Source organism: Neolewinella maritima (assembly GCF_923081025.1).
GTDB classification, from domain to species: Bacteria; Bacteroidota; Bacteroidia; order Chitinophagales; family Saprospiraceae; genus Neolewinella; species Neolewinella maritima.
The window spans coordinates 96846-114283 of sequence record NZ_CAKLPZ010000005.1 but is presented as its reverse complement, the minus strand read 5'-3'; the positions used below and the strand labels follow the sequence as shown (position 1 = coordinate 114283).

13 protein-coding genes are annotated in these 17438 nt (G+C 60.6%); 3 read left to right on the top strand and 10 right to left on the bottom strand.

Going from position 1 to position 17438, the window contains the following annotated elements:
• The first annotated feature begins 35 nt into the window (after nt 1–35).
• Entirely contained in the window at nt 36–803 is a 768-nt protein-coding gene (locus tag MJQ68_RS16300; RefSeq protein ID WP_238752223.1) for an amidohydrolase, read from the top strand.
• Nucleotides 804–836: 33 nt separating this feature from the next.
• On the opposite strand, the gene MJQ68_RS16295 is transcribed toward MJQ68_RS16300, so the two are convergent.
• The 7 genes from MJQ68_RS16295 to MJQ68_RS16265 all read right to left on the bottom strand — a co-directional run bounded on the left by MJQ68_RS16295 (nt 837) and on the right by MJQ68_RS16265 (nt 12619).
• The gene (locus MJQ68_RS16295) at nt 837–1520 is read right to left on the bottom strand and encodes a GDSL-type esterase/lipase family protein (protein ID WP_238752222.1); all 684 of its coding nucleotides are present in this window, start codon (nt 1518–1520) and stop codon (nt 837–839) included.
• A gap of 87 nt (nt 1521–1607) precedes the next feature.
• Nucleotides 1608–3272: a RagB/SusD family nutrient uptake outer membrane protein gene (locus MJQ68_RS16290; RefSeq protein ID WP_238752221.1), complete on the bottom strand. Its 1665-nt coding sequence runs from the start codon at nt 3270–3272 to the stop codon at nt 1608–1610.
• A gap of 41 nt (nt 3273–3313) precedes the next feature.
• Complete coding sequence (locus MJQ68_RS16285; protein WP_238752220.1) at nt 3314–6439, bottom strand: SusC/RagA family TonB-linked outer membrane protein; 3126 nt, start codon at nt 6437–6439, stop codon at nt 3314–3316.
• 264 nt (nt 6440–6703) lie between these two features.
• Complete coding sequence (locus MJQ68_RS16280) at nt 6704–8014, bottom strand: hypothetical protein (RefSeq protein WP_238752219.1); 1311 nt, start codon at nt 8012–8014, stop codon at nt 6704–6706.
• Complete coding sequence (locus tag MJQ68_RS16275) at nt 8014–10857, bottom strand: ATP-dependent Clp protease ATP-binding subunit (protein ID WP_238752218.1); 2844 nt, start codon at nt 10855–10857, stop codon at nt 8014–8016. Before MJQ68_RS16275 ends, MJQ68_RS16280 begins: the two co-directional genes overlap by 1 nt.
• Nucleotides 10858–10872: 15 nt before the next feature.
• Nucleotides 10873–12063 carry a carboxypeptidase regulatory-like domain-containing protein gene (locus MJQ68_RS16270; RefSeq protein ID WP_238752217.1) on the bottom strand — a complete coding sequence of 397 codons (1191 nt, stop codon included), beginning with the start codon at nt 12061–12063 and terminating at the stop codon, nt 10873–10875.
• Nucleotides 12053–12619 (bottom strand): RNA polymerase sigma factor, encoded by a 567-nt coding sequence (locus MJQ68_RS16265; protein ID WP_238752216.1) that lies wholly within the window; start codon nt 12617–12619, stop codon nt 12053–12055. The genes MJQ68_RS16270 and MJQ68_RS16265 overlap by 11 nt, the downstream gene beginning before the upstream one ends.
• 138 nt (nt 12620–12757) lie before the next feature.
• Here MJQ68_RS16265 and MJQ68_RS16260 point away from each other — a divergent pair, with 138 nt between their 5' ends.
• Both MJQ68_RS16260 and MJQ68_RS16255 read left to right on the top strand, forming a co-directional pair.
• Entirely contained in the window at nt 12758–13420 is a 663-nt protein-coding gene (locus tag MJQ68_RS16260; RefSeq protein ID WP_238752215.1) for a transposase, read from the top strand.
• A 104-nt stretch (nt 13421–13524) separates the two neighbouring features.
• Entirely contained in the window at nt 13525–14607 is a 1083-nt protein-coding gene (locus tag MJQ68_RS16255) for a mannose-1-phosphate guanylyltransferase (RefSeq protein ID WP_238752214.1), read from the top strand.
• A 115-nt stretch (nt 14608–14722) separates the two neighbouring features.
• Here the strand turns inward: MJQ68_RS16255 and MJQ68_RS16250 are convergent, their stop codons facing one another.
• From MJQ68_RS16250 to MJQ68_RS16240, 3 genes are all read right to left on the bottom strand, one after another.
• A complete protein-coding gene (locus tag MJQ68_RS16250; RefSeq protein WP_238752213.1) occupies nt 14723–15151 on the bottom strand; it encodes a hypothetical protein in 429 nt (142 codons plus the stop codon).
• A complete protein-coding gene (locus MJQ68_RS16245) occupies nt 15138–16982 on the bottom strand; it encodes a peptide MFS transporter (protein ID WP_238752212.1) in 1845 nt (614 codons plus the stop codon). The genes MJQ68_RS16250 and MJQ68_RS16245 overlap by 14 nt, the downstream gene beginning before the upstream one ends.
• A gap of 95 nt (nt 16983–17077) precedes the next feature.
• The gene (locus MJQ68_RS16240; RefSeq protein WP_238752211.1) at nt 17078–17437 is read right to left on the bottom strand and encodes a hypothetical protein; all 360 of its coding nucleotides are present in this window, start codon (nt 17435–17437) and stop codon (nt 17078–17080) included.
• Between the last annotated feature and the right edge of the window lies 1 nt (nt 17438).

Sequence of the window (17438 nt, the reverse complement as noted above, 5' to 3'; positions counted from 1 at the left end):
GGGGCGGGCACGCAGGTGCAGTATATTGGTCCGGTATGCTCACCCTCACCCTCCTACAAAGCGATCCAATCTGGCAAGACCCCGCTACCAACCGGTCCCAGCTGACCGAACGGCTTACTCCACTGGCCGGCCGGACCGATCTGATCATCCTACCGGAAATGTTTACGACCGGCTTTTCCATGGACGCCGCCCGACTCGCTGAACCCCACGACGGAGCGACCGTAGACTGGATGTGCACGCAGGCCGACCGCCTGGAGGCAGCCCTGTGCGGAAGCATCATCGTCGCCGACGGAGGCCGGTACTACAACCGCCTCTACTGGGTAGCGCCCGGCGGACGCACCCTACACTACGACAAGCGCTACCTCTTCACGCCGGGCGGGGAGCACGAACACTACAGCGCCGGCAGCGAACGGCTCGTGGTAGACTACCGGGGTTGGAAGATCTGCCCCCTGGTCTGCTACGACCTGCGGTTCCCGGAATGGTCGCGCAACGACCCGGCCGATCCCTTCGACCTGCTGATCTACGTGGCTAGTTGGCCCAGTGCCCGGGCGTCGGACTGGTGCACCCTACTCGCCGCGCGCGCCATCGAGAATCAGTGCTACGTAGCCGCCGTGAACCGGGTAGGCGAAGATGGGAACGGCCTCCGCTACCGGGGAGACAGTCGGGTAATCGACCCCGGCCCCCGGGGTGTACTCGCTGCGCTATCTGAAGTAGATACTACCCTTACGCTGACGATCGCGCGGCAGGAGGTGCTGGACTTGCGGCGGCGGTTGCCGTTTTTGGTGGATCGGCGGCCTGTTTAGTAGTCCTTGTATTGCGTGGTTTAGTGCTTCCGTCTAATCTTGACCCCGCACCTCCTCCACCACCGGCAGCACCAAGTCCGCCATAATCGCATACCCCCGCGCCGTGGGGTGCACTCCATCTTCGGCGAGCTCCGCGTCCATGCCGTTACTGGCGTTGCGCAGGGCGGTGTGGTAGTCGACGAAGGGGATGTCTTTCTCGGCAGCCAGCTCGGCGAGGCGACGGTTCAGCTCGACGATCATTGCGGAGCGGTCGCCTAGCTCGGGGCGCCAACTGAATCCGGTGGCCGGTAGAACGGCGGCTAGGATGGGCTGGATATCGTTGGCCTGTGCTAGCTCGACCATGGATCGGATGTTGCCCAGGGTGTAGTCGGGGTCGTAGGGGCCGGTGTTTTCCGCTACGTCGTTGGTGCCGATGTGGATGACCACGGCGGTGGGTTGCAGCGCGATCACGTCCTGGCGAAAACGCAGGAGGAGCTGAGGCGACGTCTGTCCGCTGATGCCGCGCCCGACAAGTCCGTTGTCGGCAAAGAAAGCGGAATCCTCCCGTACCCAGCCTTCCGTAATGGAATTGCCGAGAAGCACTACCCGCTGTTCCGTAGCCGCAGGGGCTGCTAGTGTTGCGTTGGCCGCCTGGTAGCGCGCGAGCATAGCAAAGTCATCCTGGGAGAAGGCAGTAGCCGTAGAAAGCAGGAGCAGAAGGATCAGTGGGGTGCGCATAGGGTTCGTTGATTGCCGAATGAGCCTTAAGGTAAGCATTCATCGCACCCGCGTCCCCGCCCGGTGCTGCTGGAAGGGGTGGGGCGACTAGGGGTTCTGGTCGGCGGAGGTCAGGTTAGGGTTGGCGTCGATCTCCCGCTGGGGGATCTTCCAGACCCAGTCGTCGTTCTGGGAGGGACGCTCCTGGAAGTAGCCGTCCTGGTAGAGTGTTTCGGACGCACCCGAGCCGCCGTTGGCCCCGTGGTCGATGGGGTCGTCCCAGCGGATCTTGTCCTGGAAGAGAAAGCCCTCGCCCCAGAGCTCTACGCCGCGTTGGAACTTGATGTGCTCGATGAAGCTTTCTTCCGTATCGTACTGGGTGACGTCATACGCACTGTCGCGGGCCTCCCCCAGGGGGCGGAGCGCTTCCTGGGCCCCCGCGATGTCGCCCATGTAGGCCCGGGCCTCGGCTTCGATCAGGTACATTTCGGAGGAGCGCATGTAGATGATGTCGTCCGGCTCGATGCCCCCCGGATTCTGCTGCCGGAGTTTGACGTGCATGTAGGGGTGGGTGTTGTGGGCCGAGGTCCAGCCCCACTCGGAGGCTAGGCGGGCAATCTCCGCTTCGAACTCCTCTTCCGTGGGGTACAGCGGATTGGTGTTGTTAGTAAAGCCCCCCTCGCCATTGGCCGCCGAAAGGTTGGAGTTGGGGGCGTTGATCAGGAATACATCCTTGCGGTAATCCGTGTCGGGGATAGCGTCGACCAGCCGGCGATCGGCGATCTTGGGGTTGTTCCGTACCTGACTGCCGTTAAAGGTATTGGAGGCCAGGTAGAAGTAGGAGCGGAAGAAGGTGGTCTCGGTGCCGATCACGTTACTACCCCAAATCACCTCAGGTAGTAGCGTAGTATTGAAGCCCGCCTTCCAGTCGGCCTCACTCATGATGGGGTAGTCCTGACGGGCGTTCACGGCCGCCTGCGCGGCGGTCTCCCAGTCACCGCTGGCCAGGGCGGTTCTCGCCTTGAGTCCCCAGGCTACGTCAATGTTGAGGTTCGACTTATCGAAGGCGTTGCCACTGGGCCGGGGAGCGGCGTTCTCGAAGGTGCTGATGGCGGCATCCAGGTCGGCGTTGATCTGGTCGTAGACTTCCTGGACGGTAGATCGGGGAGCGCTCTCGAAGGGCGTTTCCGAAGAGAAGAGGATGGGAACGCCGGGGTCGGTGCTCGGATTGCCGATCAGATAGCCCTTTGCGTAGTGCTGTACCAGGGAGAGGTAAGCGTAAGCACGGTAGGCGTAGGCCTGTCCGAGAATGTTGAGCAACCGCGGGGTTTCCGGTAGATCGCCTTCGCTAATGCGATTGATGAGCGCGTTAGAGTTCGCGATAATGTTATAGCGGTGGTACCAGTGGACCTCTACGGTCAGCGAAGTCTGATCCGTATGGGAGGTCCACTGCGCCTGGTCCAGCCAGCCGAGGTTATTGGCGCTGGCACTGTGGATCAAGCCGCCGGCGAGGTTATCGCCCAGGGGTACCCAGTAGTGCTCGTTCGCCCGGGCAGTGTTGCCGACCGCGGTACCTCCGGGAAGGACGGTCTGCGACTGGGAGTACATTGCACGGTGCATCCCCCTGATGATGAGTTCCATATTGGCCTCGGTCGCAAGGGCATCGGTGGCGGAAATGGCATCCGTCGGCCTGGTGTCCAGGTAATCGTCCTCGCACGAATACGCAAGGAGGGCCAGGCAGACGAGTAGGGAGAATTTTATATAGGACAACATGGGTATCGAATTTTGAGGGGGGGACATTGGCTGTCCGGGGACTAGAAGTTGGCGTTCACTCCGAGCGAGACGATGCGGGAGGGACTGAAATCGTCTCCGGGTGATGTTCCGACCAGGTTGTACTGCGGGTTGAGACCGTCACGCTTGGCGTTCAGGTAGAGGTTTTCCCCGGTGAGGGATATCCGTACGTTCCCCAGTCCGATCCGGTCGGTCAGCCTACTGCCCAGGGTATAGCTGAGGTTGACGTTGCGCAGGGCCCAGAAAGAGGCATCGGTCAGGAAGCGGGTAGACTGGTTGCGCACCAGTCCGTTATTACCATTTTCCAGGCGGGGCACGTCCGTGATGTCCCCCGGTTGGCGCCAGGCGTTGAGGATGTCTGGGTGGAGGGAGGAGCCGTAGCGGTCGCTTTCCATCATGACGGAGTAGCCGTTGTCCAGGATCTCCCCCCCGATCCCGTAGTTGAACAGAATATTGAGCTGGAAGCCCCGAAAGAAGAAATTGGTGGTTACGGAGCCGAGCAGGTCGGGAATGGAAGTAGCCCCCGTGTAGGCCCGCTCCGTCTCCTGCCAGTCGTTGGTCACGGCGTGGCTGCCGTCTGCTGCCAGTACGGGTACCGTTTCGCCCGTGTCGTCGAATACATACTGAAAGAATAACTGATCGCCCGTTGCGGGGTCGACCCCTGCCGTGTGCAGGAGGTAAAAGTCATAGCGTGAACGGCCCTCCGCCCAGCGTTGGTTGTCGTTGATGAAGGGGTCGGGCAGGCTGGTGATTTTGTTCTGAAAGGTCGAGGCCGTGGTGCGCAGTGACCAGCGGAAGTCGGAGGAAGTGATCAGGTTGGCGGTCAGACCCAACTCGAAGCCCGCATTGTACATATCCCCGACGTTGGCGGGGAAGGCATTGTACCCGTTGCTCAGTGCGATCGGCAGGTCATAGAGTAGGTCGGAGGAGTTTCTGCGGTAGTACTCCAGCGAGCCATCCAGGAAGTTGTCGAACAGGGTAAACTCGACTGCCACGTCGAAACTCTCGATCGTCTCCCACACCAACAGATCGTTGCCGATCTCCGAGGCGGTGATGGCCGGGTTACCGGCATTCGAGGTCAGGTCGTAGCGCGCCTGCGAGAGGAAGAAGTCGTTGAGGTCGTCGTTGCCCACCTCCCCGTAGGAGGCCCGCAGCTTGAGGCGGTCTACCCAGGAGACGTTGTCCATGAAGGATTCGCTTCCGATCTGCCAGGAGGCTCCGACGGAGTAGAAGCTGCCCCAGCGGACACCGTCACTGAATACCGACGAGCCGTCGCGCCGGGCCGACAGACTCAGGAAGTACCGCAGGTCGTAGTTGTAGTTGGCGCGGGCGAAGTAGCCCTCGATGCGCTTGACGGTCGTAAAGCCGCCCACGCTCACCGGCGTGGCGAAGTTGGCGAACTCGAAGATGCCCTCGGCGGTCTGCTCTACGGCCAGCGCATCGTTTTCGCTGTAGGTGCGGTCGTAGTTCTCGTGACCCAGCGTGAAGTCGAGGTTGTGGCCGCCGGCCAGCCCCGTCTGGTAGGTGAGGAGCTGGTTGAAGTTCTCTACCTGCCTTCTGAAGCGCGTCTCCCCGTAGCGGCCGGTAGGCTGAGCATCGCCGATGATGTTATTCTCGTATTCCTTCTCGAGGCCCTCGTTGATGTCCCGACCGTAATTGAGCCGGAAGTTCAGCCCCGCTAGGATCTTGAAGTCGGCGTAGAAGCGAAAACCGTAGGTGTTGTCGCGGTCGCGCTCATCGTTCAGCAGGAGTTCCTGCAGGGCGTGGCGCCCCTGGTTGATGGGCCGCGAACCGATGCCGAATTCCGGAAAGCCCTCGCCCGAATCGAAGATGGGGTCGCCCACCGCATCCCGTACGAGGTTCCCCTGGCGGTCGTTGACGTAGACGGGGTAGATCGAACCGATATTTTTGGCAAAACCGAAGGGGTTGACGATGTTGTTGGCGCCCGCCGAGCTGGGGCCCGAGGTGTTGGAAATGGTCACGTTCGCGCTACCCCCCAGCGAGAGCCAGTTGTTGGCGTCGAAGTCGGCGTTGGCGCGGGAGGTCAGGCGGTCGTACTGCGAACGCTTGATGTAGCCCCCCTCGTCGAGGTAGGAAGTGGAAAAGAACACCCGGTGGTTCTCCCCCCCGCTCGATACATTGAGGTTGTAGTTCGTACGGGTGTTACGCTCCTCCAGCTCATCGTACCAATTGAGACTCTGGTAGACAACGTTGGCCGCGGGGTTCAGCCGGCCGTCTTCCCCGACGATCTGGTCGTCGGGTACATCGAAGGGGTTGTAGCCCAGGCTGTTGAAGATATTGGCCGAGGCGAAGGCCCCGTCGCCGCCGGCGGCGCTCGAATTTCTGAGCGCCTCCCACATCGCCTCGTAGTACTGGCCGGGTGTAACTTCGTCGTAGAGCGGGATGGCCCGCGATACGATCCCGTGCTGCACGGAAGCACTGACCCTGGTGCCCCCCGTCCGCGAGCCCCGCTTGGTGGTGATCAGTACCACGCCGTTGGCGGCGCGCGAACCGTACAGCGAGGTGGACGAGGCATCCTTAAGCACTGTCAGCGACTCGATATCTTCCTGGTTGATGTTGGTCAGGGCACCCTCGAACTGAATACCGTCTACGATAAATAGGGGATCGGTATCGCCGTTCAGCGTTCCTACGCCCCGGATCACGATGCCCGGGGAGGAGCCCGGTCCGTCGGAGGCTGAGGTAAACTGTACCCCGGTCGCATTGCCCTCGATGGCAGCAATAGCCGAGGTGACGTTTCGGGTTTCCAGCTCCTGGGAGCCTACCACGTCGGCCGAGCCGGAAAAGGCCTCCTTGGTGGTGACGCCGTAGGCGGTCACGATGACCTCCTCCAGCAGGGCCGCCGAAGGCTTCAGCGTCAGGTCGACGACGGAGCGGTTGTCGATGTTGACCTCCTCCCTGCCGAAGCCGGTGTAGCTGAAGACCAGTACGTTGTTGTCTTCGGGAACGCTCAGGCTGTAGTTGCCGTCGATGTCGGTCACCGTACCCGTACTCGTGCCCTTCACCAGCACGCTCACCCCGATCAGGGTCTCTCCCGTCTCATCAATCACCGTGCCGCTTACGGTGCGTTGGGCCACGGCGACGCCCAGGGCAAATAGGGATAACCCTAGGACCAGTAGGAACCGTCTCATACCTTATGCTTTTGTTGATTAAGTAACTAGTAGCCCTAAAGTAAGCAATTTCTGCTTCAGTTATATAAATTAGTATTCATTCTATTTATATTGGGTTACAAAAGGTAGTATTGGATGTTATATACACTTGCACCCGCGACCGCGCCTCGATTGCTTGGGGGGTACAGTCAATTGACGCAGGGCGCTTGCCCTGACGATCGCGCGGGAAACAGTGCTGGAGCTGCGGCCTGCTAAGTAGTCCTCGCTTGCCTGATGCGCCCGCTGTTATTTCTGGAGGAACCGGTCTACCCGCAGAAAGCTATCCCAGTACTGCGCGCGCGTCGTGTCGGCATAGTGGAGCTGTCCGTGCCGAAACTGATAGATCTGTAGCTGGGCGAAAAGGGTAAGAATGATCACCGCCCCCACCGTAACTCTGCGCAGCTGCGGCCCGACCCGTTCGAGCAACAGCGCCAGGGGTAGGAAGACGAAGGCACTATACTCCAGCATCACCCGCGAGGAGAAACTGCCGCCGTACCACCACGACCACCAGGAGGAAAAGACGTAGACCAGCAGCGCCAGGAATAGGAGTAGTGCAGTAGCCTGGTACCGGTGCACTCGGTAGCGGTAGGCCAGGCTCAGAGTGGCTAGCAGGGCCAGCGGGGTGTAGAGAAAGTACCCCTTGCGGTAGCTGAACAGGAAGTCGGCGATGGCGGGACGCAGAAAATCGAAGCCCTCCTCCCCATAGGCGTAGAACCAGTACTGCCCGGTCTGTAGCCGGTAGATGATCAACTGAATGGAGCAGATCGCTACGACCAGCAGTACCCCCCAGAGTAACTTCCAGCGCAGCTCGAGTAGCTGCTGCCACACGATGGCTACCTGCCCCCGGGATCGCAACAGCGCAAACAGTCCCGGCAGCACGATCAGGTTGATGGGACGAATCAACACCGCCAAGCCGAAGGCCGCCGCCATCAGGAGGTAATACCGCTGCCGCCCCGTATCGCAGAAGCGCAGAAACCACCAGGCCAGGCCCGTCAGGCAGGCGAACGAGTAGGGGTGTGACATACCCGGATCGACGGCCGCGTACACGAAGATATTCGTACCGAACACCATAGCGTAGATGACCGCCCAGCGGTAGCGGCTACGTACGCCGTACCACCGCAGCATGCATTCGAAAAAGTATAGGGCAAGCAGGGTATACGCTACACTGGACAGTACCAGCGCCACGATGTAATAGTAGGAATAGCCGTCTTGCGGCCTACCCGTCAGCACCGTCACCACGTGACCCAGTGCAAAGAAGGGCAGCTGGGCAACCGCCGTACCTGCGTAATACTTATCGACCACGGCCCCCGTCTCGGTAATGACCCGGTAATCACCCCGATCGCGGTCGGACTGATAGCGGTCGCGCACCGGCTCGAAGAAGTCGAACCGCAGGTCGTCGTAGATGAATACCGCCGGCAGGTAGGCGTAGTAGCCGGCGATATCATACTCCAGTACGGACGTCCAGTAGCGATCCAGGTTGATGTTGGCGGTGACCCAACACAGCAGGACGGTCAGTACGAGATAGTGCAGGCGGCCGCTCGCCGGGCGGTGCGGCATCAGGCCCCCTTCTTTGCGTCTTTAGTGGCGTCCAGCAGATCCTGGGTAGCCTTCTTGAGCTCCGCTACATTACCCTCCGGTTCATCGGTGGGCTCGTCGTCGGTGGAGCGTTTCTTGCCGCGACGGCGACTGCGTTTGCCGCCACTGCTGTCGTCTTCTTCGGCCCGCTCGCGCGCTACGGCCTTGGCCTCGGCGGCGTCTTCCGGACTGGTCTCAGCCGCCGACTCTACCGGAAAGGGCTCCTTGCTGAATGCCAGCTCGTCGTCGCCCAGGTCCGCGTAGATCGTATCGCCGGCCAGGAACTTGCCGGAGATGAGGTCCTTAGATAATTTGTCGCTCAGGTCGGCCTGCAGCACCCGCTTCATGGGGCGGGCACCGAACTGTGGGTCGTAGCCCCGCTCGGCGAGCCAGTCGAGGGCGCGGTCGCTGATCTTCATGACCAGCCCCTGCCGGGCCAGCATCTTCTCGGTGCGGCGCAGGAGCAGGCGGGCGATCTGCTTGATCTCCGTGCGGTCGAGCGGCAGGAACATAATGCGCTCGTCGATGCGGTTAAGGAACTCCGGCCGCAGGTTATCCTTAAGGGTCTCGAAGACCTCTTCGCGGGTAGTGTTGATGATATCCTGCCGGTGCTTTTCATCGACATTGGCCAGGTCCTCGAAGTTCTCCAGGATGGTGTCCGACCCCATATTGGAGGTCATGATGATGAGGGTATTCTTGAAGTTGGCCACCCGTCCGCGGTTGTCGGTCAGGCGGCCGTCGTCGAGCACCTGCAGCAAGATGTTGAAGGTGTCCGGATGGGCCTTTTCGATCTCGTCGAGCAGTACGATGGAGTAGGGGCGCTGGCGCACGGCTTCGGTGAGCTGTCCGCCCTCGTCATAGCCCACGTAACCGGGAGGGGCACCTACGAGCCGACTGACGGTGTGCCGCTCCTGGTACTCGCTCATATCGATGCGGGTGATGGCACGCTCATCGTTGAACAGCACTTCGGCCAGGGCCTTGGCCAGCTCGGTCTTGCCTACTCCGGTAGGTCCAAGGAAAATGAAGCTGCCGATGGGGCGGTTCTCGTCCTGTAGTCCGGCACGACTGCGGCGCACGGCGTCGGATACGGCGCGTACGGCCTCCTCCTGACCGATGAGGCGCTTGTGGAGTTGTTGCTCCATGACGAGCAGCTTGTCGCGGTCGCTCTGCAGCATGCGCTGCACGGGGATGCCGGTGGAGCGGGCTACGACCTCGGCGATGTCGTTGGCCGTGACCTCCTCGTTGGTGAAGCGCTTTTCGTCCGGCAGGTTCTCGAGTTCCTTGTCGGCGTTGGCGAGCTGCTTTTGCAGGTCCTGCAGCTGGCCGTAGCGAATCTTGGCTACGGTTTCGAAGTCGCTGTTGCGCTCGGCCTTGGCGGCTTCGTGCTCTAGCTCCTCAATGGTCTTTTTGATGTTCTGGCTGTTGTCGACCAGCTCCTTTTCGTTGCGCCAGCGGGCGCGTAGGGAGTCGCGCTTTTCGCGGGCGTTGGCGATCTGCTCCTCGATGATCTTCAGTTTAGGCGCGCTGTTCTCGCGCTTGATCGCCTCGCGCTCGATCTCGAGCTGACGGACGCGGCGGTCGCTTTCATCGATCTCTTCGGGTACGCTGTCCAGTTCCAGACGCAGACGGGCGGCACTCTCGTCGATCAGGTCGATGGCCTTATCGGGCAGGAAGCGGTCGGCGATGTAGCGATTACTGAGCTCGGCGGCGGCTACGAGGGCTTCGTCCAGGATCTCGATCTTGTGGTACACCTCGTAGCGCTCCTGCAGTCCGCGCAGGATCGAGATGGTGTCCTCCACGCTGGGCTCCTCGATCCGCACGGTCTGGAAGCGGCGCACCAGGGCCTTATCCTTTTCGAAGTACTTCTGGTACTCGTCCAGGGTGGTAGCTCCGATGGTGCGCAGGTCGCCGCGGGCCAGGGCGGGTTTGAGGATGTTGGCCGCATCCATGGCGCCATTGCCCCCACCGGCCCCGATGAGGGTGTGGATCTCGTCGACGAAGAGGATGAACTGTCCGTCGCTGCCCGTCACCTCCTTGATCACCCCCTTGAGGCGCTCTTCGAAGTCGCCCTTATACTTCGCCCCGGCCAGCATGCCGGCGATATCGAGGACGAATATTTTCTTCTCCTGCAGGCTCTCCGGTACGTCGCCCTTGACGATACGCCAGGCGATGCCTTCCACGATCGCGGTCTTGCCCACGCCGGGCTCGCCGATGAGCAGGGGGTTGTTCTTCTTGCGGCGGCTCAGGATCTGTAGCAGGCGACGGATCTCTTCGTCGCGGCCTACGATGGGGTCCAGCTTACCGTTTTCCGCCCGTTCGTTGAGGTTGACGGTATACTTCTCCAGCAGGTTATAGGTATCGTCGCCGGAGGGTTCTTCGACGCTGCGGCCCTTGCGGAGGTCCTGGATAGCCCCGCGGATGCCGTCGTTGGTGGCTCCGAGCTCCTTGAGGATGCGCGCACCCTTGTCGCTGGCGCCCTGGATGATACCGAGCATCATCAGTTCGATGCTGATGTACTGATCGCCGAAGTCGACGAGCATCTTTTTGGACCGGCTGAGGGCGCGGTTAGCATCTCCGGTCAGGTACTGCTTGGAGGCGCCCTTGACGCGGGGGTAGTCGCTGAGTACGGCCTTGAGCTCGCGGCGCACGTCGGCCAGCGTCACGCCTACTTTTTTGAGGATGAAGTCGGCCACGCTCTCGTCTACGGTCATGATACCGGCCAGGAGGTGGGGAGTATCCACCTGCTGCTGGTCCATTTCCTTAGCGATCTTCTGCGCCTGGATGATGGCCTCCTGGGCCTTGGTCGTAAAGTTCTCGTAGGTCATATCCGCTCGTATCGCTTAGTCAAAACGTAAGGTAAAGTAAACCCGCACGGGGCGCTTAGTTGTGGGCACGACCCGCCAGGTGGAGGATTCGACCAGGGCAGTACCCACATAATCCATCGTTGCCCGGTCGGGCTGGCCGCGGAAGCGGAAGTCGGTCAGCTCTCCATCGGGCTGCACCAGGAAGCTCACCCGTACCTTCCCCGCCGGCACCGTCTGCGGCCGCTCGGCTTCGATGCGCTGCCGCAGTTCCCGGTACCCTTCTACGGGCAGGGCCCGGCTTTGTTCCTCCCGCAGGGGTTCGATACCGACTTCGGTGCGCGCCGAGTTTTGTGCAAAGACATCCGCCCGCGCCCGGGAGGCTACGGGGCTCAGGCTGATTTGCAGCCGCTCGTCGGCGTCGAATACCTGCACCGTCTCGTCCTCGTAGCCGGCGGCCCGTACGAGGAGTTGATCCAGGGCTTGGTCCTGCGTCAACTGGAACACGCCATTACTATCCGTACGCGTGCCGAGGGCTTGACCGATCCGCAGCACCTCGGCCCCGGCGATGGGGGTACCGTACTCGTCCGTAACCTCACCGATCACGGGCGGGGTCAGTACGATCGTACTACTGGGCGCGGCAGCCCGGGGCGGTGGTACACTCAGCGGGCGCACGCTCCGGGTAGGCGGTGCGGCGGCGGGAGCAGCAGCGGCCGCATCTTCCATGATTTCTTCCCTTTCTTCCCGTTCCGGTGCACGTTCCGCGTAGGTAGCAGGCTGCTCCGGCTCCGGTTCTGGTTCTGGTTCCGATTCCGCCGCTACCGGGGCTGAGCTAGGGCTCGCTTCCTCACGGGCGGGGAGCGCAGGTGCGGGGGTAACTGGCGCGCGGCGGTCCATGGCGATCTCGGCTTCTGCTTCGGCCGCAAAGTAGTCCGGGAGCAGCCAGACCGATACGCCCAGTAGCATGGCGATGCTTGCCGCGATGGCGAAGGTGGTGTAGCGGGAGATGCTGCGGCGGCTGGTCCGCACGCCTGATTCGGCCCGTTCCAGCATGCGGGTGATGCGCGCCTGGTGATCCGCTTCGGGGGCTGTCCGTAGTCCGTCCAGTGCGTCCTGCAGGCCGGGCTCGGTGGTGGCCCGCCGTTCCAGTTCAGCTTCTTCCGGCGCGGTGAGGGCCCCGCTGATCCAGCGGCGCAGCAGGTAGTCGCTACGGGTGTCGTCAGTGGGCACGGGGATCGGTTTTAGGGGCGGCGTATGCTTCCAGGCACAGTTTCAAGGTACGCCGTCCGTTCTGCAGGTGAGAACGCACCTGCCCTACACTTAGATGCAGCTCTGCGGCCACCGACTGGTAGCTGTGTCCTTCCCGCAGGTAGAACAGATGAATGCAGCGGCGCTGGTCTTCGCTCAGTTGTTTCATGCAGTGGTGAAGGGGGCGGGTATCGGGAGTGGGTTCCTGGGATAGATGCTGCAGATTCGCAGATTGCATACCTGCGTCTTCCGCCGCCGTCAGCGCCAGGGGGTCGCGCTGCTCCCGGCGCAGCTGCATCAGACAGTGGTTGCGCACCACAGACTGTAACCAGGACCCGAAATTAGTGACCTCGTGCTTCGGCAGCTTCCGTAGCAGGACGGGAAATAGCTCCGCACCCGCGTCCTCCGCCCGCTCCGGCGTACCCAAGTAGCGCAGGCACCAGCCGTAAATGCGCTCCGCGTACCGCTCGTAGACGGGCAGTAGCTGCGCGGGGGTAGGGTTGCGCCGGAAGCGCTCGATCAGGTCGGATTCAGTCACCGCTGTGCAAAGTACGGTGTACGATGCAGCCTCCCGGCTGCGCAGTACGCAGCTACCTCCGGTAGCGAGGAAACAAAAAGTTTGTTTGAATAAAAATAAAAACTATCTGTATGTTTATGCTCCAGACTACTACCTACTATGCGAACAGAGTTTATCCCCTCTACTCCTACTCACCTCACCTACCGTCTATATGGAAGTATTCCCAACCTGCCACTTAGTCAACTACACACTAAGCTGAAACTTCGCAAGGCGGAGCTAAATAAGAAGTTCAACCGATCAACCCGCGCCGTGAATCGGGGGGCCCGCGTACAGCACAAGGAGCTACTTACGGAGACGGAGCGGGAATACTACATAGCATTCGATCGCTTACTCGATCATCCTACTAAGGGACCGCGCTACTTAGCAGGTAATAGGGCTAAAAGGGTCATCATTGACTCCTGGCGCTTTATCGCCGAACAGCGTAACTTGACTATCTACGCTATCAGTGTCATGAGCAATCATGTCCACGTGATCTTAAAGAGTGACGTTAGAACAGCACGCATTCCACTGAGCGAGGTATTGCGCGATCACAAGAAATTTACAGCTACCCGATTGAATCGTTTGCACGCAAGTCCGGGTCGGCGGGTCTGGGCGGAAAAAGAGTACTGCCGCACTGTTCGGCACGGGAAGTTCGAGCGGGTGTTCTGGTACGTACTGAACAACCCGGTGAAGGCCGGACTGACGGATGATGCCGTAAACTGGTACGGCAACTACTGGGCACCCGAGCTACAAAGGGGCTTTATTGATCTACGGGTAGCGTAACAGCCACGCGCTACCGGAGGTAGCTGCGGACCGCGCAGCCGGGAGGCTGCCTCCGCAACCACCGCAACGCGCAAACATTTCCCCCCACCGGCGGTACTACCTCCATGAACGAACATACCTACGTAGCCATAATGGCCGGTGGCGTCGGCTCCCGCTTCTGGCCCGCCAGCCGGGAAGACAAGCCCAAACAGTTCCTGGATATTGCCGGGGACGGCCGCAGCCTCCTGCGCATGACCTTCGACCGCTTCCTGAAACTCACTACGGCCGATAAGATCTTCATCGTCACCAACGACAAGTACAAGCAGCTCGTCAAGGATCATCTGCCCGAGATCACCGACCAGCAGATCCTCTGTGAGCCCAGTCGCAACAACACCGCCCCCTCGGTAGCCTACACCGCCTTCAAACTGCACGGTATCGATCCGGAGGCCAACTTCGTGATCGCCCCCAGCGATGCGCTCATCGTCAACGATACGCTCTTCGCCGCTAACATCAACAAGGCCCTGCGCTTCACGGCCGAGAACGATGCCCTGCTCACCCTGGGCATCTCCCCCGATGCGCCCCACACCGGCTACGGCTACATTCAGTTCCTGGACGAGCAGACCGCGACCGACGACGTCTACCGCGTCAAGCGCTTCGCCGAGAAGCCCGACCTGCCCACCGCCAAGGGCTTCCTTAAGTCGGGCGACTACCTCTGGAACGCCGGTATCTTCATCTGGCGCGCCAAGACCATCTTAGACGCCTACGAACGCTACGCCCCCGAGATCTACGCCCTCCTGAGCCAGGGCCTGAACTACTACAATACCGACGAGGAGCAGTCCTTCATCGATGAGTTCTACCCGCAGACGCCCAGTATCTCGGTCGACTACGCCATCATGGAAAGCGCTACCAACATCTACACCATCCCGGCCCAGTTCGGCTGGTCGGATCTCGGTGCCTGGGGTGCCTTGTACCACGAAAGCGATAAGGATAAGGACGGCAACGTCCTCACCGGTCAGGTCGTCCTGGAAGATACCCACAACAGCTTCATCCGCGCCCCCAAGGGTAAGCTGGTCGTTGTAGGCGGCGTAGACGATCTGCTCGTCATTGATGAAGGCGACGTACTACTCGTCTACCCCCGCAACCGCGAACAGGAGATCAAGGCGCTGCGGAGTCGAGTGGAGGAGCAGCACGGGCAGGGATATGTGTGATAGGGTTAAACACGGAGCTGTCATACCTTCCACGCCTACTTAACGAGCCGAAGGCGATCTAACCCGCTGAAAGCGGTCTAATCTGCTGAAAGCAGTCTACCCCGCCGAAGGCGGTCTAACTATACCGTTCAGCAAACTCCCCCGCCCGCGGCCGGAACCAGTAAAAGGCCGCCAGCATCAGCACCACCAGGGCCAGGGGCTCGAAGTTGGCGGTCAGCAGCGCGATCATGGTAAGCAACAAGGTCGCACTGACCAGAATAGCCAAGCGGATGTATACCGTAGCCCGGTAGCTGCTCGTAGCCCGGTTGCGGACGCCCTTTTGCCGGGTCATGGTGCGGGCCCTGAATTGATCGATAAACCACGCCCCTCCGACCATGCAGACTGCGTAGCCCGTCACCACGTAGATGTCCGTATCCGCATCCACGAAGTAGCGCACGGGCTGTCCGCGAATGAGGAACCACACCACCACGGCAAAGATCAGCTGGGCCAGGAGCACGGCGTAGAAGACGGTCTGCAGTCGGGAGTACCACCTATTCGATGCCATGCATCATCTTTTTCATCCAGCCGGAAATCAGTACGAAGACGATACCCGCTACGATCGGCACCGCGGCAAAGATGCCGAAGAAGCCACTCAGACCGATCTGCTCGGCGATGGGGTCGATGTAGGAGCCCGTCAGTCCGGCCGCGAAGTTGGCAATGAAGTTGGCCACGAAGAAAATGCCAAACATCAATCCCACCAGGCGAACGGGGGCGAGCTTGGAAACGTAGCTCAGGCCCACGGGAGACACGCAGAGCTCGCCCAGCGTGTGGAAGAGGTAAGCGGCAATGAGCCAGAACATGCTTACACTAGCCGTCTTAGCGCCATCCGGGATGCTCAGTGAGCCCACCGCGAGGATGGCAAAACCTATTCCTACAAGAATCAGACCCAGGGCAAACTTGACCGGTCCGCGGCGCAGGAAGGAAATTTTACGCTCCCATAGACTGGCGAAGGCCGGGGCGAAACAGATGATAAACAGGCTATTAAAGATCTGGAACCAACCGGCGGGTACCTCGGGGGCAGACTCCGTAAACTGCTCGTACAGCATGATGCCGATCAGGATCCAGATGATCACGAAGGCAATCGCTAGCACAAGGTTGGCCACGGTGTACCGCTTGAAGGTGATACCGAATAGCCGTAGGAGTACGTAGGTGAGTACCAGTACGGGAATTACGGTGATCAAAGTGTTTGCGATACGGAATACAGTAGCACCATCTCCAGTCAAGGTACGCGCTGTGTAGTCCCGTGCGAAGATGGTCATCGACCCGCCGGCCTGCTCGAAGGCCCACCAGAAAAAGACGATGAAAAAGCTGAATACGATGATCGACCATACCCGTTCGAGCTCTACCTTGGTGAGCGACTTATCGGTCACGATCCAGCCCACGAAGGCGATCACCGAACCCAGGATGATGGGTGGCATAAATTCTTTACTGAAGGTCTGCAGCGCGTTCGGCTTGGCTTCGGTATATGTGGCCAGCAAATAGTACACGATCCCCATGATCGCCAGTCCGATGAGGCCCCAGACCAGGGCCCGTTTGCCGTCTTCGTCACCGCCTACCGAAGGAGTGAAGTCCTCTCCCGCTGCAGACCGACTGTCAAGCGGCTCCATGGATGCATCCACGATGAAGCCCTCCGGCTCTACGGCCACGGCTTCGGTGGTCGCCGTTTTCGCCTGGTTGCGCCTATCAGCCTCTCCTGGTGAGAGTCCGATATCACCGAAGATATCCTGGGCAAACCAGAACTGTACGAGGCCGATGAACATAAAGATCCCGGCCAGACCAAAGCCATAACCGTAACCGTAGTTAGGGTTTTCTCCGTAGTAGCTACACAGCAGGATACCCAGGAACGCCCCGGCATTGATGCCCATGTAAAAGATGGTGTACGCCCCGTCCTTACGCTCGGTATCCTTTTCGTAGAGCTGGCCCACGATGGACGAGATATTGGGCTTAAATAGTCCGTTACCGATGATCAGCAGACCCAGACCCGTATAGAACAAGCCAGACGTCTCAAAGGCCATAGCAGCATGCCCCAGTGTCATGATGAAGGCGCCTAGCACTACAGCCTTACGGTAGCCCAGTAGGCGGTCGGCAATGATGCCTCCGATCATCGGCGTGAAGTAGACCAGCCCGGTGTAAATGCCGTAGAGCGCCAGGGCATCCGCACGATCCCAGGGTTGATCTCCGAAGGCTACGTCTACGAGGAACACTACCAGCAGCACCCGCATCCCATAATAACTGAAGCGCTCCCACATCTCCGTAAAGAAGAGTACGAAGAGTCCCGGCCGGTGACCGAAGATGCTGCCCCCATCCTCCGGGTGCCGTACAGTAGTAGTATTCATAGACTAATCCGTGTTTTGATCCGTGCGATAATCTGTGTCGATCCGTGGTTAAGCTCCCGGGGAGCGGAGCGAGCAGCATCCCCCAAGAAACAACTTTACTTTTTACCCCCGCGCCAAGCCACCCGTACCGACGCCCCCAGCAAGCCCCCCAGCCCCGCCGTGAGGCCGCCCCAGAGTGCCGTCACCCCCACCAGTACCCAACCCGTCGGCACGCCGAAGGTCACCGCCAGCCGGTCGCCCAGCCGCCCCTCCGTGATCACATGCAGGTAGCCCGCGTACGCCCCCCACACCATGGCTGCCGCCAGGAACGCAAACCAGAAGCCACCGCGCCGCCATACCGGAAACAGGAAGGCCAGAATCAGCGCACCCACTGCCGGCATGTACCAGGCTGCCCCGACAAGCAGACTGGCTACGCAGACTAGCATCACGGATAGCAAGAGAAAGAGTCGGTACATA

Coding starts and splice junctions, on each gene's coding strand:
- MJQ68_RS16275 (WP_238752218.1), bottom strand. CDS start 10,857: ATGACCTACGAGAACTTTACGACCAAGGCCCAGGAGGCCATCATCCAG.
- MJQ68_RS16240 (WP_238752211.1), bottom strand. CDS start 17,437: ATGTACCGACTCTTTCTCTTGCTATCCGTGATGCTAGTCTGCGTAGCC.
- MJQ68_RS16250 (WP_238752213.1), bottom strand. CDS start 15,151: ATGGCATCGAATAGGTGGTACTCCCGACTGCAGACCGTCTTCTACGCC.
- MJQ68_RS16295 (WP_238752222.1), bottom strand. CDS start 1,520: ATGCGCACCCCACTGATCCTTCTGCTCCTGCTTTCTACGGCTACTGCC.
- MJQ68_RS16255 (WP_238752214.1), top strand. CDS start 13,525: ATGAACGAACATACCTACGTAGCCATAATGGCCGGTGGCGTCGGCTCC.
- MJQ68_RS16245 (WP_238752212.1), bottom strand. CDS start 16,982: ATGAATACTACTACTGTACGGCACCCGGAGGATGGGGGCAGCATCTTC.
- MJQ68_RS16280 (WP_238752219.1), bottom strand. CDS start 8,014: ATGCCGCACCGCCCGGCGAGCGGCCGCCTGCACTATCTCGTACTGACC.
- MJQ68_RS16290 (WP_238752221.1), bottom strand. CDS start 3,272: ATGTTGTCCTATATAAAATTCTCCCTACTCGTCTGCCTGGCCCTCCTT.
- MJQ68_RS16285 (WP_238752220.1), bottom strand. CDS start 6,439: ATGAGACGGTTCCTACTGGTCCTAGGGTTATCCCTATTTGCCCTGGGC.
- MJQ68_RS16260 (WP_238752215.1), top strand. CDS start 12,758: ATGCGAACAGAGTTTATCCCCTCTACTCCTACTCACCTCACCTACCGT.
- MJQ68_RS16300 (WP_238752223.1), top strand. CDS start 36: ATGCTCACCCTCACCCTCCTACAAAGCGATCCAATCTGGCAAGACCCC.